The 24,680-nt window shown below is 68.3% G+C and carries 20 protein-coding genes; 9 read left to right on the top strand and 11 right to left on the bottom strand.

What is annotated here, in order from left to right; all coding sequences use genetic code 11:
- Nucleotides 1-7: 7 nt before the first annotated feature.
- From IEW15_RS08015 to IEW15_RS08005, 3 genes are all read right to left on the bottom strand, one after another.
- Nucleotides 8-898: a prephenate/arogenate dehydrogenase family protein gene (locus IEW15_RS08015; protein ID WP_188576586.1), complete on the bottom strand. Its 891-nt coding sequence runs from the start codon at nucleotides 896-898 to the stop codon at nucleotides 8-10.
- A gap of 77 nt (nucleotides 899-975) precedes the next feature.
- The gene (gene hisC / locus IEW15_RS08010) at nucleotides 976-2,073 is read right to left on the bottom strand and encodes a histidinol-phosphate transaminase (RefSeq protein ID WP_188576584.1); all 1,098 of its coding nucleotides are present in this window, start codon (nucleotides 2,071-2,073) and stop codon (nucleotides 976-978) included.
- Between the two features lie 218 nt (nucleotides 2,074-2,291).
- Nucleotides 2,292-3,212 carry a chorismate mutase gene (locus IEW15_RS08005; RefSeq protein ID WP_188576582.1) on the bottom strand — a complete coding sequence of 307 codons (921 nt, stop codon included), beginning with the start codon at nucleotides 3,210-3,212 and terminating at the stop codon, nucleotides 2,292-2,294.
- Between the two features lie 249 nt (nucleotides 3,213-3,461).
- Here IEW15_RS08005 and metX point away from each other — a divergent pair, with 249 nt between their 5' ends.
- Nucleotides 3,462-4,607, top strand: a complete 1,146-nt coding sequence (gene metX / locus IEW15_RS08000) for a homoserine O-acetyltransferase MetX (RefSeq protein ID WP_188576580.1) — start codon at nucleotides 3,462-3,464, stop codon at nucleotides 4,605-4,607.
- 86 nt (nucleotides 4,608-4,693) lie between these two features.
- Nucleotides 4,694-5,371 (top strand): methionine biosynthesis protein MetW, encoded by a 678-nt coding sequence (metW, locus tag IEW15_RS07995; protein ID WP_188576637.1) that lies wholly within the window; start codon nucleotides 4,694-4,696, stop codon nucleotides 5,369-5,371.
- A gap of 19 nt (nucleotides 5,372-5,390) precedes the next feature.
- Here the strand turns inward: metW and IEW15_RS07990 are convergent, their stop codons facing one another.
- Nucleotides 5,391-6,752: a sensor histidine kinase gene (locus tag IEW15_RS07990; RefSeq protein ID WP_188576577.1), complete on the bottom strand. Its 1,362-nt coding sequence runs from the start codon at nucleotides 6,750-6,752 to the stop codon at nucleotides 5,391-5,393.
- A 369-nt stretch (nucleotides 6,753-7,121) separates the two neighbouring features.
- Between IEW15_RS07990 and IEW15_RS07985 the strand changes: the two genes are divergently transcribed.
- From IEW15_RS07985 to IEW15_RS07975, 3 genes are all read left to right on the top strand, one after another.
- Nucleotides 7,122-8,129 carry a TRAP transporter substrate-binding protein gene (locus IEW15_RS07985; RefSeq protein ID WP_188576575.1) on the top strand — a complete coding sequence of 336 codons (1,008 nt, stop codon included), beginning with the start codon at nucleotides 7,122-7,124 and terminating at the stop codon, nucleotides 8,127-8,129.
- Nucleotides 8,130-8,243: 114 nt separating this feature from the next.
- Complete coding sequence (locus IEW15_RS07980; RefSeq protein ID WP_188576572.1) at nucleotides 8,244-8,759, top strand: TRAP transporter small permease; 516 nt, start codon at nucleotides 8,244-8,246, stop codon at nucleotides 8,757-8,759.
- 103 nt (nucleotides 8,760-8,862) lie between these two features.
- Nucleotides 8,863-10,140, top strand: coding sequence for a TRAP transporter large permease (locus IEW15_RS07975; RefSeq protein WP_188576570.1), 1,278 nt, complete (start codon nucleotides 8,863-8,865; stop codon nucleotides 10,138-10,140).
- Here the strand turns inward: IEW15_RS07975 and IEW15_RS07970 are convergent.
- Complete coding sequence (locus IEW15_RS07970; RefSeq protein ID WP_188576568.1) at nucleotides 10,137-10,952, bottom strand: methyltransferase domain-containing protein; 816 nt, start codon at nucleotides 10,950-10,952, stop codon at nucleotides 10,137-10,139. The two genes, IEW15_RS07975 and IEW15_RS07970, sit on opposite strands and share 4 nt — an antisense overlap.
- Before the next feature lie 179 nt (nucleotides 10,953-11,131).
- Here IEW15_RS07970 and gloB point away from each other — a divergent pair, with 179 nt between their 5' ends.
- Nucleotides 11,132-11,911 (top strand): hydroxyacylglutathione hydrolase, encoded by a 780-nt coding sequence (gene gloB, locus IEW15_RS07965; RefSeq protein WP_188576566.1) that lies wholly within the window; start codon nucleotides 11,132-11,134, stop codon nucleotides 11,909-11,911.
- A 96-nt stretch (nucleotides 11,912-12,007) separates the two neighbouring features.
- On the top strand, nucleotides 12,008-12,613 hold the full coding sequence (locus IEW15_RS07960; protein WP_188576564.1) for a glutathione S-transferase family protein: 606 nt from the start codon (nucleotides 12,008-12,010) through the stop codon (nucleotides 12,611-12,613).
- A 119-nt stretch (nucleotides 12,614-12,732) separates the two neighbouring features.
- On the opposite strand, the gene IEW15_RS07955 is transcribed toward IEW15_RS07960, so the two are convergent.
- The 4 genes from IEW15_RS07955 to IEW15_RS07940 all read right to left on the bottom strand — a co-directional run bounded on the left by IEW15_RS07955 (nucleotide 12,733) and on the right by IEW15_RS07940 (nucleotide 17,387).
- Nucleotides 12,733-13,491, bottom strand: coding sequence for an SIMPL domain-containing protein (locus tag IEW15_RS07955; protein WP_188576562.1), 759 nt, complete (start codon nucleotides 13,489-13,491; stop codon nucleotides 12,733-12,735).
- A 131-nt stretch (nucleotides 13,492-13,622) separates the two neighbouring features.
- On the bottom strand, nucleotides 13,623-14,348 hold the full coding sequence (phbB, locus tag IEW15_RS07950; protein WP_188576560.1) for an acetoacetyl-CoA reductase: 726 nt from the start codon (nucleotides 14,346-14,348) through the stop codon (nucleotides 13,623-13,625).
- Nucleotides 14,349-14,597: 249 nt separating this feature from the next.
- The gene (locus IEW15_RS07945) at nucleotides 14,598-15,770 is read right to left on the bottom strand and encodes an acetyl-CoA C-acetyltransferase (protein WP_188576558.1); all 1,173 of its coding nucleotides are present in this window, start codon (nucleotides 15,768-15,770) and stop codon (nucleotides 14,598-14,600) included.
- Between the two features lie 132 nt (nucleotides 15,771-15,902).
- The gene (locus IEW15_RS07940; protein ID WP_229707919.1) at nucleotides 15,903-17,387 is read right to left on the bottom strand and encodes an alpha/beta fold hydrolase; all 1,485 of its coding nucleotides are present in this window, start codon (nucleotides 17,385-17,387) and stop codon (nucleotides 15,903-15,905) included.
- Nucleotides 17,388-17,943: 556 nt separating this feature from the next.
- On the opposite strand from IEW15_RS07940, the gene phaR reads away from it, so the two are divergent.
- On the top strand, nucleotides 17,944-18,576 hold the full coding sequence (gene phaR / locus IEW15_RS07935; protein WP_188576556.1) for a polyhydroxyalkanoate synthesis repressor PhaR: 633 nt from the start codon (nucleotides 17,944-17,946) through the stop codon (nucleotides 18,574-18,576).
- A gap of 258 nt (nucleotides 18,577-18,834) precedes the next feature.
- Here the strand turns inward: phaR and IEW15_RS07930 are convergent, their stop codons facing one another.
- Nucleotides 18,835-19,551, bottom strand: coding sequence for a hypothetical protein (locus IEW15_RS07930; RefSeq protein WP_188576554.1), 717 nt, complete (start codon nucleotides 19,549-19,551; stop codon nucleotides 18,835-18,837).
- A 156-nt stretch (nucleotides 19,552-19,707) separates the two neighbouring features.
- Nucleotides 19,708-23,856 carry a PAS-domain containing protein gene (locus IEW15_RS25840; RefSeq protein ID WP_188576552.1) on the bottom strand — a complete coding sequence of 1,383 codons (4,149 nt, stop codon included), beginning with the start codon at nucleotides 23,854-23,856 and terminating at the stop codon, nucleotides 19,708-19,710.
- A gap of 338 nt (nucleotides 23,857-24,194) precedes the next feature.
- Between IEW15_RS25840 and IEW15_RS07920 the strand changes: the two genes are divergently transcribed.
- Nucleotides 24,195-24,392 carry a hypothetical protein gene (locus IEW15_RS07920; RefSeq protein ID WP_188576549.1) on the top strand — a complete coding sequence of 66 codons (198 nt, stop codon included), beginning with the start codon at nucleotides 24,195-24,197 and terminating at the stop codon, nucleotides 24,390-24,392.
- Nucleotides 24,393-24,680 lie beyond the last annotated feature (288 nt).

The following is a 24,680-nucleotide window of genomic DNA, read 5'->3' as shown; positions in this document are numbered from 1 at the left end:
GGTCTGATCAGGCCTGGCGTGCCTCGATGATCTGACGGCGGGCATCGCGGGTGCGGGTGAACAGCGCCTCAAGCTTTTCGGCATCGCCCCAGCGGATCGCCCGCTGCAGGGCCTGAAGGTCTTCGGTGAACCGGCCGAGCATTTCCAGCACCGCATCGCGGTTGTTCAGGAACACGTCACGCCACATCACCGGGTCCGAGCCGGCGAGACGCGAGAAGTCACGGAAGCCGCCGGCGGCATATTTGAACACCTCCCAGTGATGGTGCTCCTCCAGATCCATCACCGTGCCAACAATGGTGTAGGAAATCAGATGCGGCAGATGCGAGGTGATCGCCAGCACCGTGTCGTGATGCTCCGGCGTCATCACGTCGACATTGCTGCCCAGCGCCCGCCAGAAGGCGGCACAGAGATCGACCGCGGCGGTGTCGGCGCCCTCAGGGGGCGTGAGAATGCACCAGCGGCCGTCGAACAGGGTGGCGAAGCCGTTCTCAGGGCCTGATTTCTCGGTGCCGGCGACCGGATGCGCGGGGATGAAATGGACGCCTTGGTGCAGCACCGGCAGCACATCCGCCACCACCGAGGTCTTGGTCGAGCCGACATCCGACAGGATGGCGCCGGCCCGCATGGCCGGCGCCGCCTGGCGCGCGATCGCCCCCATGGCGCCGACGGGGGCACACATCACCACCATATCGGCATCGGTCACCGCGTCTTCCAGACTGGCGGCGGCATCGTCGATGGCCCCCAGTGCCAGCGCCCGCGCCAGCCGATCGCCATCGGTGTCATAGGCGACCACCCGGGCCGCCGCGCCATACTGGCGCGCGGCACGCGAGACGGAGCTGCCGATGAGGCCGATGCCGAGAATGGCGAGACGGTTGATGACCGGGGGGTTCTTGACCATGACAGAGACGGTTTCCGGGAGAGGGAGGACGTCGGGACGACAAGGATGCCGGCCGGCGCGATACCGGCCGGGCCGGATCAGCCGTTGCGGCCGAGGATGGTGTTCAGGCTTGCGACCAGGGCATCCAGGCTTTCCGGGGCGCCGATAGTGATGCGCAGGGCATTGGGCAGGCCATAGCCGCCCATGGCCCGCAGGATGATGCCATCGGCCATCAACTGGTCGTAGACCGCGGCGGCGGTGTGGGGCCCATCGGCCGGGAAGTCGACCAGAAGGAAATTGCCGTGGCTGGGATGGACCACCAGCCCCATCGCCGTCAGCTCGCCGGCCAGCCAGGCGCGCTTCTCCACCGTATAGGCGCGCACCCGGGCGACATGCTCCTGATCGCGCACCGCGGCGGTGGCGGCGACCTGCGCCGGCAGCGGCACGTTGAACGGGTTGCGGATGCGGTTCAGCACATCGGCGACCGGGCCTGAGCAATAGGCCCAGCCGACCCGCAGCGCCGCCAGCCCGTAGATCTTCGAGAAGGTGCGTGCCATCACCACATTCTGGGCCGCGTCGACCAGATCGACACCGGGGCTGTAATCGGGATCGGTGACGTATTCGGCATAGGCCGCGTCCAGCACCAGCAGCGTCGACGGCGACAGGCCGGCATGCAGGCGACGCACCTCCGATGCCGGCAGCAGGCTGCCGGTCGGGTTGTTCGGATTGGCCAGGAACACGATCCGGGTGCGATCGGTGACATGGGCCAGCATCTGATCGACATCGGCGATCAGCGCCGATTCCGGGGCCTGCATCGGCCGCGCGGCCACGGCCTTGGCGTTGATCGGGTACATCAGGAAGCCGTACTGGCTGTACAGCACGTGATCATCGGGGCCGGCATAGGCGCGCGACAACAGGGTGAGGATCTCGTCGGAGCCGCAGCCGGTGACGATCCGGGCGGGATCCAGCCCATGGACCTCGCCGATCGCCTGGCGCAGATCGTCGGCGCCACCCTCAGGATAGCGGTGCAGCATGCTGGCGCAGGACAGATACGCCTCGACCGCCTTGGGGCTGGGGCCGAGATCGTTTTCGTTCGAGGCGAGCTTGATCACCCGCCCGGCGCCGTCGGCACTGTTCTTGCCGCCGACATAGGGCTTGATGTCCATGATACCCGGACGGGGGGTAAGCGCGGTCATGCTGGTCTCCATTGAGGACACGTCCGCCGGCGCCGGCCGTGCGGGTTGGGGGCGAAAGGGGGCGATGAGCGGGATCGCGGCGACGGGCGTGGTGAGGCGCCTCGCGCGGGGCTGGCGGGCCGCGGCATCCGGTGTCCGCGAGCGCCGCGCCGAAACCCAGGGGGGCAACCGGCGGAACGGGGCGGGCAGGGCGCGAGAAGCGGGTGCTGCCGCCGGCCTCAACTGGCCGGCGGCGCGGGGTATCGCAACTCGTCGAGGGTCAGCGGCGTGGCATAGCCGCCGATCGCGATCACCCGGGCCGCGACATCGGGAAAGCTGTTGCGCAGCCGGCCCAGACGCTCATCATCGGCGGCGACGAATTCAGGCACCTCCAGAAGATGGGTGCGCAGATTGGCGGGGCCGCCGGTGACGTGGCTGTCGATCCAGCGTGCCCGCAGGCCGGCCCGTTCAAAGCCTTCGAACAGGCGGTCGCGGCTGATTTCCGAGCCCTCCAGCTCAACCGCGATCAGGCTGCGGTCGTCGCCGGTGGGCTCGGGGTCCAGCGCCGAGATCACCAGCCCGTCCAGATCCTGCGCGCGGCTGTTGGGCATGCGCACGAAGGGCAGGCGCGCGATCACCTTGGGCGTGCCGGGGCGTTCGCTGAACAGCGCCCGCCACCAATGAGCGTCGTCATTGGCGTGATGGCTGCCGGGCACCGGCAGCACACCGACGGTGGCGCTGCCGGCGCTGATTTCGGTCACGACCTCGGTGGCGCTGCGGTGGGCACGCATCGGCGCGAACGACCCGAAATGGTCGCGTGACAGATCCCAGAACTCGCCATCGCCGCGGCCATCGAACACCGCGACGGAAAACGGCCCTTCCAGGCACAGCGAGCCGATGATCATCTCGCGCCACAGCCGGAGCAGCACCGGGCGCGGGAAACGGCCGCGATGCTGGGCATTGAGCCGGCGGAGCATGCGCGCCTCGCGGCCGGGGCGGATAAAGCTGACCTGCCCCCAGGCATCGCGCTTGATCTCGCCCACCCGCTCGACGAGTTCGGTACGGCGCACGATCAGATCGTGCAACTCGTCGTCGATGGTGTCGATCTGCTGGCGCAGCACGTCGAGGCGTTCGTCTGGCGTCGGTTCCGGGCTGGACATGGTCGGCACGATCTCCAGGAACGCGCCGAGGGCTTGCGGCCGGCGCGGTCGATCCGGGGAAGGGGATGGGCGGGGCAGGGTGGTCGGCAGACGCCGCGGACATGATCCGCAGCGAACGGACGGAACCCGGCGACCATTGATAGTCGCCGTCCCGGCCAAAATCAAAGAAAACGTTGACACGATCCGGGCACGGCTTCTAGCTACGTTGCCTGATCGTTCTGCCACATCCCCCTGGAGAGGGAGGTTCCGATGGGCCCGGATGCCGGGGGTGCCAGCCATATCGCGCGTCTGGCGGTGGACGAGGCCATGCCGCTGGACTGCGGCCGCAGCCTGGGGCCGATCGATATCGCCTATACCACCCATGGCCGGATGAATGCCGATCGCAGCAATGCGGTGCTGATCTGCCACGCGCTGACCGGCGATCAGCATGTGGTGGGCACGCACCCGGTTACCGGCAGGGCCGGCTGGTGGGAGACCCTGGTCGGGCCGGGCAGGCCGATCGACACCGACCGCATGTTCGTGATCTGCGCCAATATTCTGGGCGGCTGTATGGGGTCGACCGGGCCCGCCAGTATCAACCCGCAGACCGGCACGGTCTGGGGCACCGATTTTCCGCTGGTGACGATCGCCGATATGGTGCGGGCGCAGAAGCTGCTGATCGACCATCTGGGCATCGACCGGCTGTTCGCGGTGGTCGGCGGGTCGATGGGCGGCATGCAGGTGCTGCAATGGGCGGTCAGCTATCCCGACCGGGTGTTCGCGGCAGTGCCGATCGCCACGGCGGCCCGCCACTCCGCGCAGAACATCGCCTTTCACGAGGTCGGCCGTCAGGCGATCATCGCCGACCCGCAATGGCATCAGGGCCGTTATGCCGACCACGACACCCGCCCGACCAAGGGGCTGGCGGTGGCGCGGATGACCGCGCATATCACCTATCTGTCGGAAATGGCGCTGCACACCAAGTTCGGCCGCAGGCTGCAGGACCGCCAGCGGATGTCGTATGGCTTCGAGGCGGATTTTCAGGTGGAAAGCTATCTGCGCCATCAGGGCATCAGCTTCGTCGACCGCTTCGACGCCAACAGCTATCTGTATATCACCAGGGCGATGGATTATTTCGACATCGCGGCCGATCATGGCGGCGTGCTGGCCAATGCCTTCCGTGGCAGCCGGGTGCGGTTCTGCCTGATCTCGTTCTCGTCGGACTGGTTGTTCCCGACGGTGGAAAGCCGCACCATCGCCCGCGCGATCAACGCCGTGGCCGGCAATGTCAGCTTCACCGAGATCGACACCGATCGCGGCCACGACGCCTTCCTGCTGGACGAGCCGGTGTTCGCGCGCATCGTCTCTGGCTTCATGGACGGCGCCGCCGCCCATGCCGGGCTGGTGCGGCCATGAGCTGGCGTGCCACCGACCGGCATGGCACGGACGGGCGTGGCACAGATGGGCATGGCACGGATGGGCGCGATCGGCGCATCCGGCCGATGGGGCCGGCGGTGATCCACGATGCCCACGGCTATCCGGCGCTGCGCCCCGATCTGGACCTGCTGGCCGGGATGGTGGAGCCGCATGCGCGGGTTCTGGATATCGGCTGCGGCGACGGCGTGCTGCTGCATTATCTGGACCGGGTGAAGGGCTGCGACGCCCGCGGCATCGAGTTGAGCCAGCAGGGTGTGCAGGAATGCGTGGCCCGCGGCCTGTCGGTCATTCAGGGCGATGTCGATCACGATCTGGATTATTTCCCCGATGATGCCTTCGACGTGGTGGTGTTGAGCCAGACCCTTCAGGCCACCCGCCGGCCGGATCTGGTGATCCGCAACCTGGTGCGGATCGGGCGGCGGGCGATCGTGTCGTTTCCCAATTTCGCCTATTGGCGCTGCCGGGCCTATCTGCTGCTGCGCGGCCGGATGCCGCGCACGGAAGGCCTGCCCTATGCCTGGTACGACACGCCGAACATTCATCTGTGCACGATCACCGATTTCGTGCGGCTGTGTGCGGCATCGGATGTGCGGATCAAGACCGCGCTGGCGCTGGACAGCCATGGCCGGGTGGTGCGGCGCGACGCCCCCGGCGCCTATGCCAATCTGATGGGTGAAATCGGCATGTTCGTTCTGGAACGCGCGCCGCGCATCTCGGGCGGGCTGGACGACACGGACGCTTAGATTCAGAGGACGCTTAGATTCAGAGACCGGCGCCCGACGATGCCGCCGCGTCATTGTCCAGGCGCCGGGCGGGCACCAGCCGGTCGGCGGGCAGAAGCACGCGGACCGTGGTGCCGGCCGTCTCCCGGCTTTCGATCTCGAAGCTGCCGCCATGCAGGTCGACCAGGCTGCGCGAGATATACAAGCCCATGCCGGTGCCGCGGCGCTCGCGGGAATAGACGTTTTCGATCTGCACGAAGGGCCGGCACAGATCGGCCAGCCGGTCGGCGGGAATGCCGATGCCGGTATCCGTCACCTCGAAGCCCGGCCGGCCGTCCTGTGTCAGCAGAAGCCGCACAGTGACGCGGCCATCGGCGCCGGTGAATTTGGTCGCATTGCCGATCAGGTTGATCAGCACCTGAACCAGGGCCCGGCGGTCGGCCTCGACCACCAGCGGGCCGGCGGCGAGATCGGCGACGACGCCGGGGGCATCGACCGGCCCGGGCTGGCCTGCCATCGACAGCGCGTCGCGGACCACCAGCCCCAGATCGACCGGCTCCCGCATCAGCGTCACCCGGCCGGCCTCCAGCTTCGACAGGTCGAGCAGGTCGTCGATCAGGGCCAGAAGATGGCGGCCGCTGGTGGCGATGATCTTGGCATAGTCCAGATAGCGCGGCGACCCGACCGGCCCGTGCATCTCGGTGGCCATGATTTCCGCAAAGCCGATGATGGCATTCAGCGGCGTGCGCAATTCATGGCTCATGCCGGCAAGGAAGGTGGTCTTGGCGGTGTTGGCGTCTTCCGCCCGTCCCTTTGCCTCCAGCAGCGCATCCTCGGCGCGCCGGCGGCCGATGGCGACGGCGGCGAGGGTCGCCATATGGGCGGCGGTGCGCAGATCCCGGCGCAGAGGGCCGCGCGGCTGGTGAAAATAGACCGCGAAGGTGCCGAGGACGCAGCCTTTCGGGCTGCGGATCGGGGTCGACCAGCAGGCCCGCAGGCCCGCGGCATCGGCTGCGTCGCGGAAGTCGACCCAGAGGGGGCTGGAGCGGATATCCTCGACGATGACCTGACGGCCTAAATAGGCGGCCGTGCCACAGGAACCGACGGTGGGGCCGATCTCGGTGTTGTTGATCGCAGCGATATAGGTCTGCGGCAGCCTTGGCGCGGCACCATGCACCAGCCGGCGGCCGTCGGGGGTCAGCAACAGCACCGAGCAGGCGGCATCGTCGATCAGCCGCTCCAGAGCATTGCAGACGATGTTGAGAACGTTTTCCAGCGGACGGCCGCGCGCCAGTGCCCGCAGGGCCGCGCGATCGGCGGCAGCAAGGGTGCGGCGCCAGCGCTGGTCCGCATCAATCGCCGGTCTGGCCGGCGGCGGCGGATCGACCGGAAGACGGGGCATGCCTGCATCCCTCGGGAAATCATGCCTGATCATTGCGCCGGGGCTGTGTGATTGCAATCTTCCGTGCGTGATTGCGGCCTTTTGCACCAAAGATGGCATCCCGGCCGGCCGTCGGATTGACAGGATTGGGGAAGATGGGCGCTCGATCATGATCAAAGGCGCGGATCGACAGAAGACAGGCGAGCCTTAACCGGTTAAAAGGAAAGAGATGGATGCGACGACATGGGCGGGGACGCCCGGTCGGATGCGCCGACCGGAACCAGCCGCGGAGAACGGCGGCACGGTGATGCGGCAGGGGCAGTCTGGACGGCCCCGACCGACCGATCACCGACCGGTCTTGAAGAACCGAGGGAGAGGGAGGAGACCCCGATGAACCTGTCGCTGATCAGGACGGCCGCGACCGCCGTGCTGGGAACGGGCCTGCTGGCCGTGGCGCTGCTGGGTGGCGGTGCCGCCATCGCCGCCGATCCGATCACCCTGAAGCTTGGCTACAGCCTGCCGCCGACCTCGCATTACGGCGTCGGTGCCGATGCCTTCGCCAAGGCGCTGGCCGAGAAGACCGACGGCAAATATGTGGTCGAGATGTTCCCGTCCAATGCGCTGGGCGGTGAGCGCGAGATGATCGAGGGCGCGCAGTTCGGCACCATCGATCTGGTCGTCACCTCGACCGGCCCGGTCGGCAACTTCGTACCCGATACCCTCACTTTCGACATCCCGTTCCTGTTCCGCGACTATGCCCATGCCCGTGGCGTTCTGGACGGCGAGATCGGCCAGGCAGTGCTGGACAAGTTCCCTGAGCGCGGCCTGATCGCCCTGGCCTGGGGCGAGAACGGCTTCCGGCACCTGACCAACAACAAGGTCGCGGTGACGGAGCCCGAGGACGTCAAGGGCCTGAAGATCCGCACCATGCAGAACGACGTGCATATGCGTGCCTTCACCACGCTGGGTGCGCTGCCGACCCCGATGGCCTTCCCCGAAGTGTTCACGGCCATGCAGCAGGGCACCATCGACGGCCAGGAAAACCCGATCCCGGTGATCGTGTCGGGCAATTTCGCCCAGGTGCAGAAGTATCTGTCGCTGACCGGCCATGTCTATTCGCCGGCCCTGTTCATCATGGCGCCGTCGCGCTGGGATGAACTGTCGGATGCCGAGAAGACCGCCTTCAAGGAAGCGGCCAAGATCGGTGCCGATGCCATGCGCAAACAGGTCGAGACCTTCGAGGCCGACGGTATCGCCAAGCTGGAAGCGGCCGGCATGACCGTGGTGGAGCATCCCGACAGCGCGCGCTTCGCCGAAGCCCTGGCGCCGGCCTATGCCGAATACGAGAAGCGCTTCGATCCGGAGTTGATCAAGCGCATCCGCGCGTGGCAGCCGTAATCGCCGACCGATGATCCGGACGGTGTGGACGCCCTGCCTGCCAACGAGGCCTGCGGGTGGACATGCCGTCCATGATCTGTGTCGGAGACCTTCTTTCTGGAAACGGTGCGCCTGATGATCGTCCGCCTCATTCTTGCCGCGGACCGGTTTCTGACCGGACTGGCGGTGCTGGCTGCGATGCTGGCACTGGGGGCCGCGGTCGCGATCGGCTTCTGGCAGATCGTCGCCCGCTTCGTGCTGGCCCAGCCCAGCCCGTGGTCGGAAGTGGCGATCCAGCTGCTGATCGCCTGGATGGTGTTTCTCGGCGCCGCCGGTGCCTTCCGCACCGGTGCGGCGGTGTCGGTCGATCTGGCGCGCCGGGCCTCATCCGGCGTGACCCGGCTGGTGCTGGACGGGCTGATCGCGGTGTCGAGCTTCGCGTTTCTGGGGCTGATGGTCTGGCAGGGCATCATCATCGCCCAGCGGGTCCGGTTCCAGAATCTCGCCGGGCTCGATATTCCGGTCAGCGTCGCCTATGCGGCCCTGCCGGCGGGGGCGGCCTTCTGCATGCTGGCGGTTCTGGCGCGGCTGGTCGATCCGCAGACCCGCCGGGACGAGGCGGACCGGGCCCAGTTGGACGCCCAGGTCTGATGCCGGCGGCCAGCGGCGCGCGTATCGCCCGGTCGTCACGCAAGTCGTCACGCAAGATGTTGCCACCATCACGCAAGATGTCGCCACGGAAACGGGAACACCCATGACCGCCGCCATGCTGCTCGCCATGCTGGTGCTGCTGGGGCTGTCGGTGCCGGTCGGCATTGCCGTCGGCCTGGCCAGCGCCTTCGGCGTCTATGCCTTCACCAAGCTGCCACTGCTGATCGTGGTGCAGCAGTTGTTCATCGCGATCGACAAATTTCCGCTGGTCGCGGTGCCGTTCTTCATTCTGGCCGGCAATATCATGGAGCGGGCCGGTATCTCCTATCGGCTGGTCGACTTCGCCAAATCGCTGGTCGGCGGCATGCGCGGCGGGCTGGCCGTCACCTGCGTGCTGACCTGCATGATCTTCGCCGCCGTGTCCGGCTCGTCGGTTGCCACCACCTTCGCGATCGGCGCCATCCTGATCCCGGCGCTGGCGAAGCATGGCTATCCCCGGCCCTATGCCGCATCGGTGCAGGCGGTGTCGGCGGAACTGGGCGTGATCGTGCCGCCATCGATCCCGCTGATCCTGTATGGCGTGTCGGCGGAAGTGTCGATCGGCGAGCTGTTCATCGCCGGTTTCGGCCCCGGTCTGCTGATCGCCGGCGCGCTGGCGGTGACGGTCGTGGTCTGGTCGCGGATGACCGGCTGGGGGGCGGGAGACGGCCTGGACCGCCTGCCGGTGCTGACCGCCACCCGCCGCGCCTTCGCGTCGCTGATGCTGCCGGTGGTGGTGCTGGGCGGGATCTATGGCGGCGTCTTCACCCCCACCGAAGCCTCGGTCGTGGCAGTGGTGGCGGCGCTGATGATCGGCTTCGGCGTTCATCGCGAACTGAAGCTGCGCGACCTGCCGGTGATCTTCCGCAAATCGGTGATCTCGTCGGCGGTGATCATGTTCATCATCGCCGCGGCGGGGCTGTTTTCCTATCTGATCACACAGGCCGGGGTACCGGCGGCACTGGGCCGGTTCCTGGCCGATACCTTCGCCGGGCCGCTGGGCTTTCTGGTGGCGGTGAACATCGTGCTGTTCCTGGTGGGGATGTTCATCGAAACCTCGGCCTCGATCATCGTGCTGGCGCCGATCCTGGCGCCGGTGGCGATCGGCTTCGGCATTGATCCGGTACATTTCGGCATCATCATGGTGGTCAATCTGGCCATGGGCATGTTCACCCCGCCCTTCGGCGTGAACCTGTTCGCGGCCAGTGCCGTGGCGCAGGTGCCGCTGAACCGGATGGTGCGCTATCTGCTGCCGTTCATCGCCGTGGTCATCGCCTGCCAGATGCTGATCACCTATTGGTCGCCGCTGGCATTGACCCTGCGCGACCTGATCTATCGCTAGTCGGGCCCGGTATCGCCGGCATCGGCCGGTGGCGCACTGGCGACCCCCGCCACACCGCGACCCGGCGCCCAGGCCGGGCGGCGGCGGCCGGATGGCGCCAGGCGGCCGGCCACGGCCACCCGCGCCGGCACCCGCCGGCCGCCGGGCGGCGTTGCCGCATAGACCTGCTTCTGCGCCTCGATGATCACCACACCGCCGACGGCCGGCAGCCAGCGCCGGCCAAAGCGTTCCAGTGGCCCGGCGACCCGCAGACCCAGCCCGCGTTCGGCCGGCGGCGCGAACAGCGCGGTTTCGGCGGTGCCGGTCACGAACATCGACCGGTGCAGCAGGCGGGTGATCTGACCGGCGCTGTAGGGATTGCCATGGCCGAAAGGCGTGCGGTCGACCCGCGCCCAGATGCCCCGTCGATTGGGCACCACCACCACCATCCGGCCGCTGGGCCGCAGCACTCGCCAGCATTCGCGCAGCAGGGTCTGGGCGGCGGGGGCGAATTCCAGCGCATGCACCATCACCAGCCGGTCGATGCTCTGGTCGGGATAGGGCAGTTCGAATTCCTCGACCAGCGCCACCAGATTGGGGCCCTCGGGCGGCCAGACATGGCCACCCTGGGGGGCGGGCATCGCCGCGACCACGCGCCCCGCCTCGCCCAGAAACGGCCGCAGGAACGGCGTGGCATAGCCAAGCCCCAACAGGGTTTCGCCGGGGCCGACCCTTGGCCAGATCCGCCGCAGATCGCGGCGCAGAAGGCGCTGCGCGATCCGGCCGCTGCGCGACTGATAGAAGTTCCGCAGCTCGATGATGTCATGCCACATGGGCGGTCGCGGCTCCTGGGGCGGTCGCGGCTCATGATCGAACCCGAGGGCAGAGATGGGGGCGGCGGTCGCCGCCTGCAAGCGCGGCGCGGCGTCGCGGCGGCGGTCAGCGCGGCACCCCGCACCAGCGCCGTCTGTGATAGAATGACCCTACCGATCGCCAGCTTGAGGACCGCCAGATGATCCGTTTCACCGTCGAACGCGTTGCGTGCCTGTCGGACAATTATGTCTTCCTGATCCTGGTCGACGACGCCGATGGACCGACGGCGACGGCGATCGTCGACCCGGCCGAGGTGGAGCCGGTGGTGGCGGCGCTGGACCGGCTGGGCCGCACCCCCACCCATATTCTGAACACCCATCATCATGGCGATCATGTCGGCGGCAATCTGGCGCTGAAGGCGCGGTACGGGCTGACCATCGTCGGCCCGGCGGCCGACCGGTCGCGCATCCCCGGCATTGATCTGGCGCTGGGTCAGGACGACAGCTATGACCTGGGTGGCGCCATTGCGCGGGTGATCGACGTGCCCGGCCATACCAGCGGCCATATCGCCTTCCATTTCGAACGCCATGGCGCGTTGTTCTGCGGCGACACGCTGTTCGCGCTGGGTTGCGGGCGGGTGTTCGAGGGCACGATGCCGCAGATGTGGCAGTCGCTGCTGAAGCTGCGCGAACTGCCCGACGACACCATGGTCTATTGCGCCCATGAGTACACCGCATCGAATGCCCGCTTCGCCCGGGCCATCGATCCGTCGAACCCGGCGCTGGCGGCACGGGCCGAGGATGTCGCCCGCGCCTGCGCGGCCGATATCCCGACCGTGCCCTCGCGGCTGGGCGACGAGAAGCTGACCAACCCGTTCCTGCGCGCCGACGATCCGGTGCTGGCCGCGACCATGGGGCTGGCCGGGCGGGCGCCCGAGGATGTGTTCGCGGCGGTGCGCAGCGCCAAGGACCGGGCGTGAGCGTGGCGGGTTGAGGGCGCTTGCGGCGGGGGCCGCACCCGCCTAGGGTTTCGTCCGGGAGACGCCCCAACAGCCCAGAACGGGAGACCGCGGACGATGAAGCTGTACTATACCCCCACCTCACCCTTCGCACGGATCGTGCGGCTGGCGATCCTGGAACTGGACATCGCCGACCGGGTGGAGACCACGGTCAGCGATCCCTGGACCGAGACCTCGGGGCTGGCCGCGGTGAACCCGCTTGAGAAGGTGCCGGCGCTGGAACTGGATGACGGCCGGGTGCTGGTGGAAAGCCTGCTGATCGCCGACTATCTGGACCGCAGCCTGGGCGGCAGCCGGCTGGTGCCGCAGGACGATTCCGGCTGGGTGTCGGAGCGCCGGCTGGCGGCGCTGGGACATGGCGTGATCGATGCCGGCGTCGCCCGGCTGATCGAGCGCCTGCGCCGGCCTGAACCCTATCGCTGGGCCGGCTGGGATGCCCGCCAGAAGGCCAAGATGGTGCGGACACTGGACCTGCTGGAACAGGAGGCCGATACGGTTCTGGGCGACACCCCCAGCCTGGGCCGGCTGGCGGTCGCGGCGGCGCTGGGCTATATGGATTTCCGCTTCGCAGACGATGCCTGGCGTGATGGCCGGCCGAAGCTGGCGGCGTGGTTCGCGGTCTTCGGTGCCCGGCCGTCGATGCAGGCGACTATGCCGGGCTGAACCACCGGGTTGAACCACCGGGTATCCCGACGCCTCCATCCGCCTTTGAGCCAGACATGAAACCGCCGCCCGTGACGTCTGTCCCGGGCGGCGGTTTCATGTCCGGCTGTGGCCTGCGATCAGGGCTCCAGCAGCAGCTCGGCCTGAACGGTGAGACGCAGCGTGCGCTCGCCCGGCTCGATCGAGGGGGCGGCCATGTCGGCGCTGGCGGACATGGCTTCCATCCGCTGGACCTTGAACGGGATCGGCTGTGGATTGCCCGGGCCGCTGCCGGGTGCGATGGAGCGGATCTTGACCGTGCGGGTGCCGATCTCGCGGCCGATCAGATCGGCGCGGGCACGGATCTGCCGGATGGCGTCGAGCGTCAGCCGGTCGCTTTCGGCGCGGGCGCGGTCGTCCGAGACATAGGTGTTCAGATCCTGCAACACCAGCCCCATGGCCTGAAGACGCCCGGCCAGATCGGCCAGCGCCACCATGTCGCCGCTGTCGAGCTCGATGGACTGGCGGCCGTTCCAGGCACGGGCCTTGCCCTCTTCGAGATCGACCGGATAGACGCCGTAGCCGCCGGTTTCGACCTTCACCGCCGACACCTCGCGCGCGACTTTCAATGCCGCCTCGATCTTGCGGTTGATCTCGCCCTGAACCTTGACGGCATCGGGGCCGCGCTCCTCGGCGGCGAGCGTGGCGCGGGCACGATCGGCGGCAACCACGGTGGTGGCGGTTTCAGACAGCGACAGCACGGTGGCGCCATCGGGAATATCGCGCTCGGCCCGGGCGCTGCCGGGGGCGGCGGCCACGGCCAGTACCATCAGGGCGGCGCCGGCCAGCAGGGGAGAGAGGGAGAACGCGGCGGTGCGCGAAGAACGGCTGCGAAGCATGGGTGATGTCACCTCGGATCGGGGGATGTCGGTGTTGACCTCCGGCCGGCCCGCGTGAGGTGCCGGGGTGGTTCTCCGCGCCGGCACCACCTGATGGCGATGCCGGCGCGGAGACCGTCCCCGGATGCGGGTCAGCCGGCGATGTACTGAGCGCCGTTGACGGTAAGGGTGGCGCCGGTGATGAAGCCGGCGTCCTCGGCTGCCAGGAAGCTCACCGTGCGGGCGATCTCCTCGGCCTTGCCAAGCCGGCCGACCGGAATGGTCCCGATAATCTTCTGCAACACCGGCTCGGGAACCGCCGCAACCATTTCTGTGTCAACATAGCCGGGCGCGATCACGTTGACGGTGATGCCCTTGGATGCGGCTTCCTGGGCCAGCGCCTTGGTGAAGCCGATCATGCCGGCCTTGGCGGCGGAATAATTGGTCTGGCCGATCTGGCCCTTCTGGCCGTTGATCGAGCTGATATTGATGATCCGGCCATAAGACCGGGCGCGCATGCCCTCGATCACCAGTCGTGACATGTTGAACACCGAGGTCAGGTCGGTGCGGATGACCTCGTCCCACTGGGCATGGGTCATCTTGTGCAGGGTGGCGTCGCGGGTGATGCCGGCATTGTTCACCACCACGTCGACCGGCCCCAGCTCGGCCTCGACCTTGGCGACACCGGCGGTGCAGGCGTCGAAATCACCCACGTCCCATTTGTAGACGGCGATGCCGGTCTCCGACGAGAACGCCTGTGCCGCGGCATCATTGCCGCCGTAATTGGCGGCGACAGTGAAGCCGTCCGCCTTCAGGCGTTCCGAAATCGCGCGACCGATGCCGCGCGTGCCGCCGGTGACGATTGCCACTCGTGCCATCTTCCCTGGCCTCCTGGATCTGTAAGGCTTTTTGATTGCGTCAAATCGCATGACCGCCCGATGGCGGACATGTTCGGCTTCCCCGCCGGCGCGTCGATCGCCATATGACCGACGCGCCGGCGCCCTGGGAAACGATGCTACGTTACGCAGACCAATCACGAAATAAAATGACTTTTTCATGATCATGGTCAACGAATCTGCAAACTACCGAGGAAACCGGGGGTTAGCCCGGTCCCGCCGGTGCCGGTATCAGCGCTCGACGCAGAGCGCGATGCCCTGGCCGCCACCGATGCACAGGGTCGCAAGCCCGCGATGGGCGTCGCGCTTCTGCATCTCATAGAGCAGGGTGGTGAGGATGCGGGTGCCGCTGGCGCCGATCGGGTGACCGATGGCGATGGCGCCGCCATTGACGTTCAGCTTTTCCGGGTCGAAGCCCAGATCCTTGCCAACCGCCAGCGCCTGGGCGGCGAAGGCCTCGTTGGCCTCGATCAGATCCAGATCGTCGACCGTCCAGCCCGCCTTGGCGAGGGCCGCACGCGTCGCCGGGATCGGGCCCGAGCCCATGATCGCCGGATCGACGCCGGCCTGCGCCCACGACACGATCCGGGCCAGCGGCTTCAGGCCACGGCGTTCGGCCTCGTCAGCACTCATGATCACCATGGCGGCGGCGCCGTCATTGATGCCCGATGCCGAGCCGGCGGTGACGGTGCCGGCCTTGTCGAAGGCCGGCTTCAGCTTGGCCAGCATGTCGATAGTGGTGCCATGACGGGGATACTCGTCGGTGTCGATCACCACATCGCCCTTGCGGCCGGCAATGGTGACGCTGACGATCTCGTCACTGAACCGGCCGGCCTTCATGGCGGCCTCGGCCTTGTTCTGCGAGGCGAGGGCGAAGTTGTCCTGCTCCTCACGCGTGATCTGCCACTTGTTGGCGACGTTCTCGGCGGTGTTGCCCATGTGATAGCCGTTGAAGGCGCACCACAGGCCGTCCTTGATCATGGTGTCGACCAGGGCCAGGTCGCCCATCTTCTTGCCCTGGCGCAGCGGTGCGGCATGGGGGGCGTTCGACATGCTTTCCTGGCCGCCGGCAACCACGATGGTGCTGTCGCCGGTCATGATCGCCTGAGCGGCGAGGGCGATGGTCTTGAGGCCCGAGCCGCAGACATGGTTGACGGTATAGGCCGGCACCTCGTTGGGCAGGCCGGCATGCAGCGCCGCCTGACGTGCCGGGTTCTGGCCGACCGCGGCGGTCAGCACCTGACCCATGATCACTTCCGACACATCGGCGGCATCAACACCGGCACGCTTAAGTGCGCCGCGGATGGCGATGGTGCCGAGTTCGGCGGCGGAGAGCGGCGCGAGGGCGCCGTTGAATGCGCCAACCGGCGTGCGGGCGGCGGCGACGATGACGGCGTCGGTCATGGACGAAGATCTCCTGTTCGGTCGCGCGGCTTGGTGGCGCGCAGGGCGCGCGTGCACGGCACAGGATGCGGTCAGCCGAAGCCGGCTGGCCAGATCCGTGTCGGTACTTACTATAGCGACGATTTCTCGCCGTTAAAGCGTGGCGGCTGGTCGCGGGCTACGACTTTTGGCGGGGGTGGCCGCCTTCGCCCGGGTGGCGCGGCGGCGTGGGGCGCCACCCGGGGCGGCCGGAGCCGGCACCGGTTCCTCGCGCAGCCAGTGCGCGAGCGGCTCCCACAATTCGCGCGCGGAGCGGCTGCCGACCATCATGCCGATATGGCCCGCCGCCGGCCGGATCAGCCGGGCCCGGGGCAGGCGCTCGGCCAGGGCGGCGGCGGTGGGCGGCGGCACGATCCGGTCGCGTTCCGGCACCGCGATCAGCACCGGCATGTCGCCCAGCGCCGCCGGATCGATGATCTGGCCATCGACCCGCCATTTGCCATCGGCCGGCTGGTTGGTGCCATACCAGTCATGCACCACGGTGCGGGCGACCGGCCCTGCCAGCGGCACGCCATCGTTCAACCAGTCTTCCAGCGCCACGAAATCACAGGCGGCGGTCGATGCCGGATCGAGGGCGGCGAAATCGCGGAATTTTCGTGGCACCATCGCAGGGTCGGTCGCCACGAACAGGATCTGGAGCATGTCGACCGGCATCGATCCGGTCTGTTCCACGGTTTTCAGCATCGACCGGCCCAGCACCCGGATCAGCCGGCGTTCGGCGGTGTCGCCGGCGGCGAAATCCCAGGGCGTCGCCATCAGCGCCATGCGTGAGACGGCATTGCGGGCAAGCTGGACGCCGGCGATGGTGAGCAGCCCCCCCATGCAATACCCCACCACCGGCACCGGCCCGCCCGCCAGGGTGTTGGCGAGCGCGATCATCCGGCCCAGGCGACTGGCCACGTAATCCTCGACCGCAAGGTCGAGTTCGGCGCCTTCGGGCACGCCCCAATCGACCAGCAAGGGCCGGAAGCCCCGCACCGACAGCCAGCGCATGAGGCTGCGCCGGCGCGACAGATCCATCACATAATGGCGGTTGACCAGCGATGGCACGAACAGCGCCACCCGGCCCTCGCCACGGATGCCATCCTCGCCCGGCGTGAAGCCGGCCGGATCGGCGGCGCCGTAATCGAGCAGGCGGGTCGCCCCCTCCTGCCAGATCACCGGTGGATCGGGCAGGTCGCGGACATAAGGGTGGTCGCGATAGCGGGCGACGCCGGCGAGCAGCGCTTCCAGGCGGCGCTTGGCCTCGGCGGCGACGTAGCCGCCGATGATCGCGGGTTCAAGCCCCTGCATCACCTGGGTCAGATGGGCTCCCCGCTCCGCCAGGTGCGGCGCCCAGGGCAGCGAGCCGTCGCGCAGCATCGGCAAGGCCGCGACGGAGCTCGTCAACAAGGCGCTGGTCATCCCCAGATGATAATGCATCGGCCGCGGCCCCCGGCGCTGCGGGCGCGTCGCCGCCGCCTGTGGGGTCGGGCCGTCCGGTGTCGCGGCCGCGGGCTTGCGCCTGACGGCGCGGCTTGCGGGCTTTTCCGGCGACGGGGCTGGCTGGTCGTCCGTCGTGCTGGCGGCTCGGCTCATCGGCGGGAGATGTCCTCGACGGGTCTGCTGAGCGGGTGGCGCCGGTGCGGGCGGCAGCCGCCGCGGCATCGATCGCCTTGACGAGATTGATGTCGGTCACCATCGCCGACGCCTGGCGTTCCCAGAGGTCGAGAAAGGCGGCGGCGGTTGCCGGTATGTCAGGGGGCATCGACATGGCGCCACTATACCGGTCAACATCGCCGTATGAAAGCGCCGCCCGGGGCCTTGCGGCGTGATGTCGCCGGCACGCGTCACCGCCGATTTGTTGCGGTGCGGATCAACCCTGTGATCTAATGACCCATGCTGCGTTCCTTGCCTCTATTGCCATGCAACATGGGCAGGTTCGGGGGCGTGGCACCCGGTCGGCGCTGGACGGCAGCCGGCCCGGTCCCTTGGCAGATGTCTCCGGAGCCCGGCCCATCGGGCGGGTGGAACCGTCGGCGGCGGACATGATCGGCCGCCGTGGTGAGCACCGGACGGAAGGCGTGGGATCGTCAATGGTGGAGAGAGGCGCGCTTGATCGCCCTGCTTCGCCCGATAAATGCGCGGGGAGAGAATGACCGAGAAGTCGGAAGCGAGCGCCGGGCGGACCGAGAAGGTCAAGGTCAAGATCAAGAAGTACGCAAACCGGCGACTGTACAATACGGCAACCAGCAGCTACGTCACCCTGGACCATCTGTCGCAGATGGTGAAGGACGATGTCGACTTCATTGTCAATGACGCCAAGACCGGTGACGACATCACCCATCAGGTGCTGACGCAGATCATCGTTGAAGAAGAGGGCAAGGGTCGCAGCCTGCTGCCGACCGGCTTCCTGCGGCAACTGATTTCCTTCTATGGCGACAGCATGCAGTCTTTCGTGCCGCGCTATCTGGAAATGTCGATGGAAGCGCTGGCCCGCAATCAGGAACAGGTGCGCCGGACCTTCGGCCCCATATTCCCCTTCCCCTCGATCGAGGAGATGAGCAAGCAGAACCTGCAGATGATGGAGCAGGCGATGCGGATGTTCGCCGGCGGTCTGCGCATGCCCGATGGCAGTGCCATGGCCGGTGACGAACGTCCGGCCGCGCCGCCACCCCCACCGGCCGCCGCCGCATCCGGCGGTGGCGAGGACATCAAGCTGCTGGCCGACCGCCTGAACGATCTTCAGAAGCAGATCGAGGCGCTGACCCGCAACCGCGACAGCTGACCGGCGCCTGCGCCGTCCCTGACTGTCGCGTACAAAACGGACTGTCAGGCCTGAAATTGACCGTCGGGCACGAAAACAGGGCGGCATCGCTTGCGATGCCGCCCTGTCTTGTATGGGGTGCCGGCTTGTATGGGGTGCCGGCTTGTATGGGGTGCCGGCTTGTATGGGGTGCCGGCTGTACGGGATGCCAGTCTGGTGCGGGGCGTCGATCTGAGGGAATTCGCCGGCGGCATGCGCGCCGTGCCGCTCAGCCGATGATCAATAGCGGCCGAGCGAGATGGTCGCCTGCGCCAGCACATCTTCCGGCATGATCTGCACGGTGCCGGACGGGCCGGGCGGCGGCGTGCGGACCGCCTGGACGACGGCGGAATAGTGATTGCCGGCACCACCGGAACAGGGTGGCAGATAGGCGGTGCCCGTGTGCAGGGCGCCGCGATGCGGCTTCACCATGATGATATCGGCCGGCAGTTGGTGGCTTTCACCGGCGACCGGCGGTATCGCCACCCAGGATTGTTCGGTCGGCACCGGCATGGCGATGGTGCCATGGCCACCATCGGTGGACAGGCGCTGATAGCTGTCGTCGTTGAAGGCGATGACCACCATGCGGGTGTCTGCCGGAAGACCGCTGACCGCCAGCCCCGGCGATTTGCCGGCGGGGCCATAGCGGCTGCACAGGGCGTTGGCGGGCACGGTGCGGCCATCCCAGGCCGGGTCGGTGAAGCGGATGTCGAGGCCCTGCATACCGGCCGACGCACTGGCGCCACTGCCGGACATCGACCGGTTGTTGCCGGTCATCAGATTGCCGGCAACCAGAAGGCCGGCGGTGAGCGCACCGAACGACACCGCCAGGATGGTGAAGGCCCATTTCCCCGGCCCATCGGCATCCGTCAGCGTCGCCAGTCGCACGGCATCATCATCGTCATGGCGTTCCGCCATGGATGGTGCTGATTTCGCACGGTGACGATCCATGGTCATGCAGCCACCATATGTCCGCTCATTCCGGTTTCCGGTCATTCAGGATGTGGGGTGCAACAGTGCCGGCCGCCTGCCGACGCGGTTCGTGTTTCAGTGTGGATGATACCATTTTGCGCAATAAGGGGGAGTTAATCTTGCGCCCCACGCGATATTCATTCAACCGCTGCGTCCATCGCCGACAGAGGGCCGCTTCAGCCAGCGGTGGACCATTGCGACCAACTCGTCACGGCGGAAGGGTTTCGACAGATGATCGTCCATCCCGGCGGCACGGCAGACATCCTCGGCCTCGCGACCGGCATTGGCGGTCAGCGCCACGATCGGCATCAGGCCATGGCCATCAGGCAGCGCCCGGATGCGGCGGGTGGCCTCCAGCCCGCTCAACCCCGGCATCTGGACATCCATCAGGATCAGGTCATAGCGCGTACCGGCGGCGGCGTCGACCGCGGCCATGCCCTCGCCGACCGTATCGACCCGATATCCGGCGCGGTCGAGGGCGCGGGCGGTAAGCATCTGGTTCATCGCATTGTCTTCGGCGAGCAGGATGCGGACGGATCCGGGGGCCGGTGCCGCATCTGTGTCGACGTCTCGGGACATGATCTCCGGTCCTGACTGAACGCGCGGGAGGCTGTCGGTGTCGACCGGCGCACGACCGCCGGGCAGGGTGCGCAGGCTGGCCGCGCCAATTGGGGCCGCATCGGCTGGCGCCGGTGGCCGGTTACCCGCAAGCACCTGTGCCGCCGGCACCTCGAACCAGAACCGGCTGCCTTCGCCGGGAACGCTGTCGCACCCGATGCAGCCGCCGAGCAGCTCGGTCAGCCGGCGGACGATGGCCAGGCCCAGCCCGGCGCCACCGCCCAACCCGGCCAGCCGGCCCACGGGCCGGCCGGTGTCGATCTCTTGCCCGATCCCCTGTCCGGAGTCGCTTCCCTGGCGGGCGTCGTTCCCCTGATCTGCCTCGGCGTCCCGGCCGCGGGTCATAGTGTCGGCGCGGGCCTGAAAATATTCCTCGAACAGCTGCCGGGTCTGTTCGGCGGGAATACCGATGCCGGTGTCGATCACCTCGAAGCGCAGCACCGGCAAATGGCTGGTCGTGCCCGGCCCGCCATCGCCGGTTCCGGGGCGCAGCGTCACGGCGATGGTGACCCGTCCCTGATCGGTGAACTTGATGGCATTACCGGTCAGATTGACCAGAATCTGGCGCAGGCGGCGATGATCGCCCACCAGCCGCGCCGGCAGGTCGCTGGCGGCGGCGGCCACGTCCAGCACCAGCCCCTTGCGGCGCGCCTGCGGGTCGAACAGCGCCTTCACGTCGCTGACCAGCGCCAGCGGATCGAAGGGGCGCGGGTCGATCACCAGCTTGCCCGCCTCGATCCGCGACAGATCGAGCACGTCGTCGAGCAGGTCGAGCAGCAGTTCCGAGGCCCGGCGCATGATCTGGGCCAGCCCCGCCTGTTCGGCATCGAGGTCGGTATCCTCGATGAAATGCAGGGCGTTCAGGATCGAGTTCAGCGGGTTGCGGATTTCATGCGAGACGGTGGCCAGAAACCGCGCGCGGGCATCGGCCGCGTCCAGCGCCCGTTCACGCGCGGTTTCCAGCGCATCCTGCACCCGCCGGCGGTCGGTGACATCGGTGTAGATGCTCAACATCCCGCCATCATCGACCGGTAGCCGGATAATTTCCAGCAGCCGGCCGTTGGGGCGGGGATGCTCGACCGGCTGGCCGATCAGCGCCGGATCGCGCATCCGCGCCATCCACGCCGCGGCCAGCCGGTCGGGGTCGCCAGGGCCGAATTCGCCACGCCGGGCGGTGAAGCGGATAACCTCCGCCACCGGATTGCCCGGCCGCGCGATACCGGCGGGGATCTCCAGCAGATCCTGATAGCGGCGATTGACCACCACGATGTTGAAATCGCGATCCGACAGCATCAGCCCCTGATCCATCGCGTCGATGGTGACGCGCAGCACCTCGCCCTGCCGGGCGAGCGCCTGTTCGGCCTGCCGGCGGTTGGTGACGTCGGCAAAGGTCATCACCAGCCCGCCGCCGGGAAAGGGCGCGCTCGCCACCTCGATCACCGTGCCGTCGGGCCGGCGGCGCTCCCAACTCTGCGGCCAGGGCCGGCGCAGAGCCTGCATCCGGCGCGCCACGTCGCGGAAGGCGGGGTCGTCGCCGAATTCACCGCGACCGGCCATCAGGTGCATGATCTGTTCGAAATCGGCCAGGGGCGGACATTCTTCGGGTTGCAGGCCGTTCATGTCCAGGAAGCGGCGATTGTGCAGCACCACCCGGAAACTGCCGTCTATCAGGCACAGCCCCTGGCGCATGCTGTCGAGCGTGGTGCTCAGCAGCCGGGCATTCTCGGCCAGCGCCCGGTCGGCGGCCACCCGCTCGCCCACATCGCGCAGGCTGGCATGCAATTCGCTGGGCGCGCCGGTGCGGGCATGGCGGATCATGCGCGCCCCTGCCTCGACCCAGACCGGCCGCCCGGTCGCATGGCGCAGGCGCAGCGTCGCCCGGTGCCGCCCCTGATCGTCCAGCGCCGTCATATGCTGGGCCAGAATGCCGCTGTCCTCAGGAACGACCAGATCGGCCAGCCTGCGGCCGATCAATGTGTCCGGCTCCATCCCCAGCAGGCCATGGGCCGCGGGCGAGGCATACAGAATGGTGCCGTCGGGGCTCTGGCGCAGGATCAGATCGCCGGCGTTCTCGGCCAGCAGGCGATAGCGCCACTCGCTGTCGCGCAAGGCCTTCTCGATCTGCTGGGCCTCGGTCACGTCCTTGTAGATCGCGACCGATCCGCCATCGGGGATCGGGTTGTGGGCGATCTCGATCACCCGGCCGCTGGCCGTGCGCTCCATCAGGCTGGCCGGCGCGCGATTGCGGGCAAGCTCCAGCCGGCGGGCGATCCGTGGTGCCCGTGCCTCGTCGGGCAGGGTCTCGGGCAGGGCGGCGGCGGCGATGGCGGCCAGCGGCGTGCCCGGGCGCGCGGCATCGGGAGGCAGCCCCAGCAGGTCCAGATATTGGCGGTTGCAGGCGATCAGGAACAGGTCCGGGTCGAAGATCGCGATGCCCTGACCCAGTGCCGAAAACGCACTGTCGAGCAGCGCGCCGCGGGCGGTGGCCTCGGCGGTGCGCAGCGCGACTTTGTCTTCCAGGCTGCGGGTGTTGCGATCGAGTGCCGCGCGCATCGCCTCGATGCCCGCGGCCAGTTCCACGATCTCACGCGCGCCCCCCACCACGGGCAGGGGGGCGGTGATCCGCCCCGGCCCCAGATCGGCGACCGCCGCATGCAATCGCGCGACCGGCGCCACGATGCGCGTGCGGAGGAAGGCGAGCGTCAGCGCCAGCACCAGAACCATCGCCGCCAGCAGGGCAAGGTCGGTTGCCCGCCCGGCCGCCCAGTCGGTGCGGATGTCGGCGACGCTCAGGCCCGCCGCCACCACCAGCGGCCGCCCGGGCACATCGGCGGTGCCATAGATCCGTGCCACCCCGTCATCGGGATCGGTCATCGCCAGGCCTGGGTCGATGCGTGCCGGATCGACCCAGGCGCGCCCAAGGCCGGCGGGATTGGCCGCCACCACCGGCGGGGCGCCGCTGGCCGGGATCGCGTCGGGGGCGAGCGGCAGGTCCTCGTCGGCGCGCGGCGGACGCCCGTCGGGCACGGCACCCAGCTTGCGGCCGTCGCCATCCAGCAGCAGCAGCCGGCCGGCATCGCCCACATCGACCGAGCGATAGACCCGGATGAAATAGGCGGGATCGACCGCCGCCCCGACCACACCGATCAGCCGGCCATCCGTGCCTCGAACCGCGCGGGCCGTCGGCACATACCAGGCCCCGGTGACCTCCCCCAGAACCGGCGGATCCATCAGCAGCCCGCCGGTGCCGGCAATGGCGCGGGCGAAATAGGTGCGGTCGGCGACCGAAATCACGGGTGCCGGAAAGCCATGGGTGAGCTGGACGACCTGGCCTGCGGGATCGACCAGCCACAAGGCCTTGATCTGCGGCGTGTCGGCGGCGATGCGGGTCAGCCGGTCGAACCATGCCCGATTCAGACGGTCGGGCAGGCTGTCCTGCGCCCGGATCTGGTCTTCCACCCGCGCCATTTCGATGTCCACGGCATCCATGGAGCGGGCGGCATGTTCGGCCAGCAGCAGGGCCAGCCCGGTGGCGCGTCGGCCGGCATCATGCATCGCGGCGGTGTGCGAGCGCCATCCCTGGATCACCACCAACCCCGCCAGGATCACCCCCACCACCACGGCCGCGACGGTCAGCGATCGAACAAGGGTTGCCGGGCGGTCCTGATGCATGGCGGGTTCGGGGTCCGATGGCGGATGAGCGGTGGCACGGGTGAGCGGTGGCACGGGGCGGTTGCGGGCGGTTCCGGGGTGGCTCTGTCACGCGACAAGTGTGGCATGTAAAATCGCGGGGCGCGAGTGGCGGCAACGTCACACGGCGGCCCTGCCCTGCCGGGATGGCGTCAGCCTGTCGGGACCGGGCGTCGGGGCGGGCCGCTCGCCACAGCGCGGGAGGTCAATGCATGCAGGCACTTGACCCGGAGGCGCCGGCACACGATATGTGAAGCCAGAAGCCTGAGAACGCGCCGGGCATTGATTGAGCGCGTCCCGTTGACGGGAGGTCGATCGCCATGCAGGTGTCGCCGAACGCCGCCTTTCTGAACGCCCAGACCGTGGCGCCGATGCAGGTCGCGGGCTATGCCGATCGCGATGGCCGCCAGACGATCGAGGCTGTCCCCGCCGCGGGCAAGGTTGAGGCCGATGCCGAGCGCAATCGCCCGCCGCTGCCAACCAGCGGCCGCGGGCAGGTGGTCGATATCATCGCCTGATCAGCCCCGCTGCACCCTGACGGGCCGGCCATGGCCGGCCCGGTCCACGCATGTCGACAACGCCGCCATCCATCCGGATGGCGGCGTTGTCGTGTGACGCGCATGGCCGCCTCTGGCGCTGTCGCGGGCGGGATCATGCCGGGTGCGCTTGACCGGCCGCGCGGGCCGTGGTCATCCTTGTGCCAGCACGCGCGTGGCCGGCTGTGGCCCCGCGCCCGCCATGCCGGCGCCCATCGCGGGGAGACCTATCGCGGGGAGAGTGGGGCGACCGGCCGAACCGTCACCGGA

It is taken from the genome of Tistrella bauzanensis (assembly GCF_014636235.1).
Classification (GTDB): Bacteria; Pseudomonadota; Alphaproteobacteria; order Tistrellales; family Tistrellaceae; genus Tistrella; species Tistrella bauzanensis.
The sequence above is the reverse complement of the archived record's forward strand: the minus strand, read 5'-3'. Positions and strand labels throughout refer to the sequence as shown.

What these genes read in the sequence shown, in the direction of transcription:
- IEW15_RS07990 (WP_188576577.1), bottom strand. Translation starts at nt 6,752, where the DNA reads ATGCCCCGTCTTCCGGTCGATCCGCCGCCGCCGGCCAGACCGGCGATT.
- IEW15_RS25840 (WP_188576552.1), bottom strand. Translation starts at nt 23,856, where the DNA reads ATGCATCAGGACCGCCCGGCAACCCTTGTTCGATCGCTGACCGTCGCG.
- hisC (WP_188576584.1), bottom strand. Translation starts at nt 2,073, where the DNA reads ATGACCGCGCTTACCCCCCGTCCGGGTATCATGGACATCAAGCCCTAT.
- IEW15_RS07985 (WP_188576575.1), top strand. Translation starts at nt 7,122, where the DNA reads ATGAACCTGTCGCTGATCAGGACGGCCGCGACCGCCGTGCTGGGAACG.
- IEW15_RS08015 (WP_188576586.1), bottom strand. Translation starts at nt 898, where the DNA reads ATGGTCAAGAACCCCCCGGTCATCAACCGTCTCGCCATTCTCGGCATC.
- gloB (WP_188576566.1), top strand. Translation starts at nt 11,132, where the DNA reads ATGATCCGTTTCACCGTCGAACGCGTTGCGTGCCTGTCGGACAATTAT.
- IEW15_RS07955 (WP_188576562.1), bottom strand. Translation starts at nt 13,491, where the DNA reads ATGCTTCGCAGCCGTTCTTCGCGCACCGCCGCGTTCTCCCTCTCTCCC.
- phaR (WP_188576556.1), top strand. Translation starts at nt 17,944, where the DNA reads ATGACCGAGAAGTCGGAAGCGAGCGCCGGGCGGACCGAGAAGGTCAAG.
- IEW15_RS08005 (WP_188576582.1), bottom strand. Translation starts at nt 3,212, where the DNA reads ATGTCCAGCCCGGAACCGACGCCAGACGAACGCCTCGACGTGCTGCGC.
- IEW15_RS07970 (WP_188576568.1), bottom strand. Translation starts at nt 10,952, where the DNA reads ATGTGGCATGACATCATCGAGCTGCGGAACTTCTATCAGTCGCGCAGC.
- IEW15_RS07930 (WP_188576554.1), bottom strand. Translation starts at nt 19,551, where the DNA reads ATGACCATGGATCGTCACCGTGCGAAATCAGCACCATCCATGGCGGAA.
- IEW15_RS07960 (WP_188576564.1), top strand. Translation starts at nt 12,008, where the DNA reads ATGAAGCTGTACTATACCCCCACCTCACCCTTCGCACGGATCGTGCGG.
- IEW15_RS07980 (WP_188576572.1), top strand. Translation starts at nt 8,244, where the DNA reads ATGATCGTCCGCCTCATTCTTGCCGCGGACCGGTTTCTGACCGGACTG.
- metW (WP_188576637.1), top strand. Translation starts at nt 4,694, where the DNA reads ATGGGGCCGGCGGTGATCCACGATGCCCACGGCTATCCGGCGCTGCGC.
- phbB (WP_188576560.1), bottom strand. Translation starts at nt 14,348, where the DNA reads ATGGCACGAGTGGCAATCGTCACCGGCGGCACGCGCGGCATCGGTCGC.
- IEW15_RS07940 (WP_229707919.1), bottom strand. Translation starts at nt 17,387, where the DNA reads ATGAGCCGAGCCGCCAGCACGACGGACGACCAGCCAGCCCCGTCGCCG.
- metX (WP_188576580.1), top strand. Translation starts at nt 3,462, where the DNA reads ATGGGCCCGGATGCCGGGGGTGCCAGCCATATCGCGCGTCTGGCGGTG.
- IEW15_RS07920 (WP_188576549.1), top strand. Translation starts at nt 24,195, where the DNA reads ATGCAGGTGTCGCCGAACGCCGCCTTTCTGAACGCCCAGACCGTGGCG.
- IEW15_RS07975 (WP_188576570.1), top strand. Translation starts at nt 8,863, where the DNA reads ATGACCGCCGCCATGCTGCTCGCCATGCTGGTGCTGCTGGGGCTGTCG.
- IEW15_RS07945 (WP_188576558.1), bottom strand. Translation starts at nt 15,770, where the DNA reads ATGACCGACGCCGTCATCGTCGCCGCCGCCCGCACGCCGGTTGGCGCA.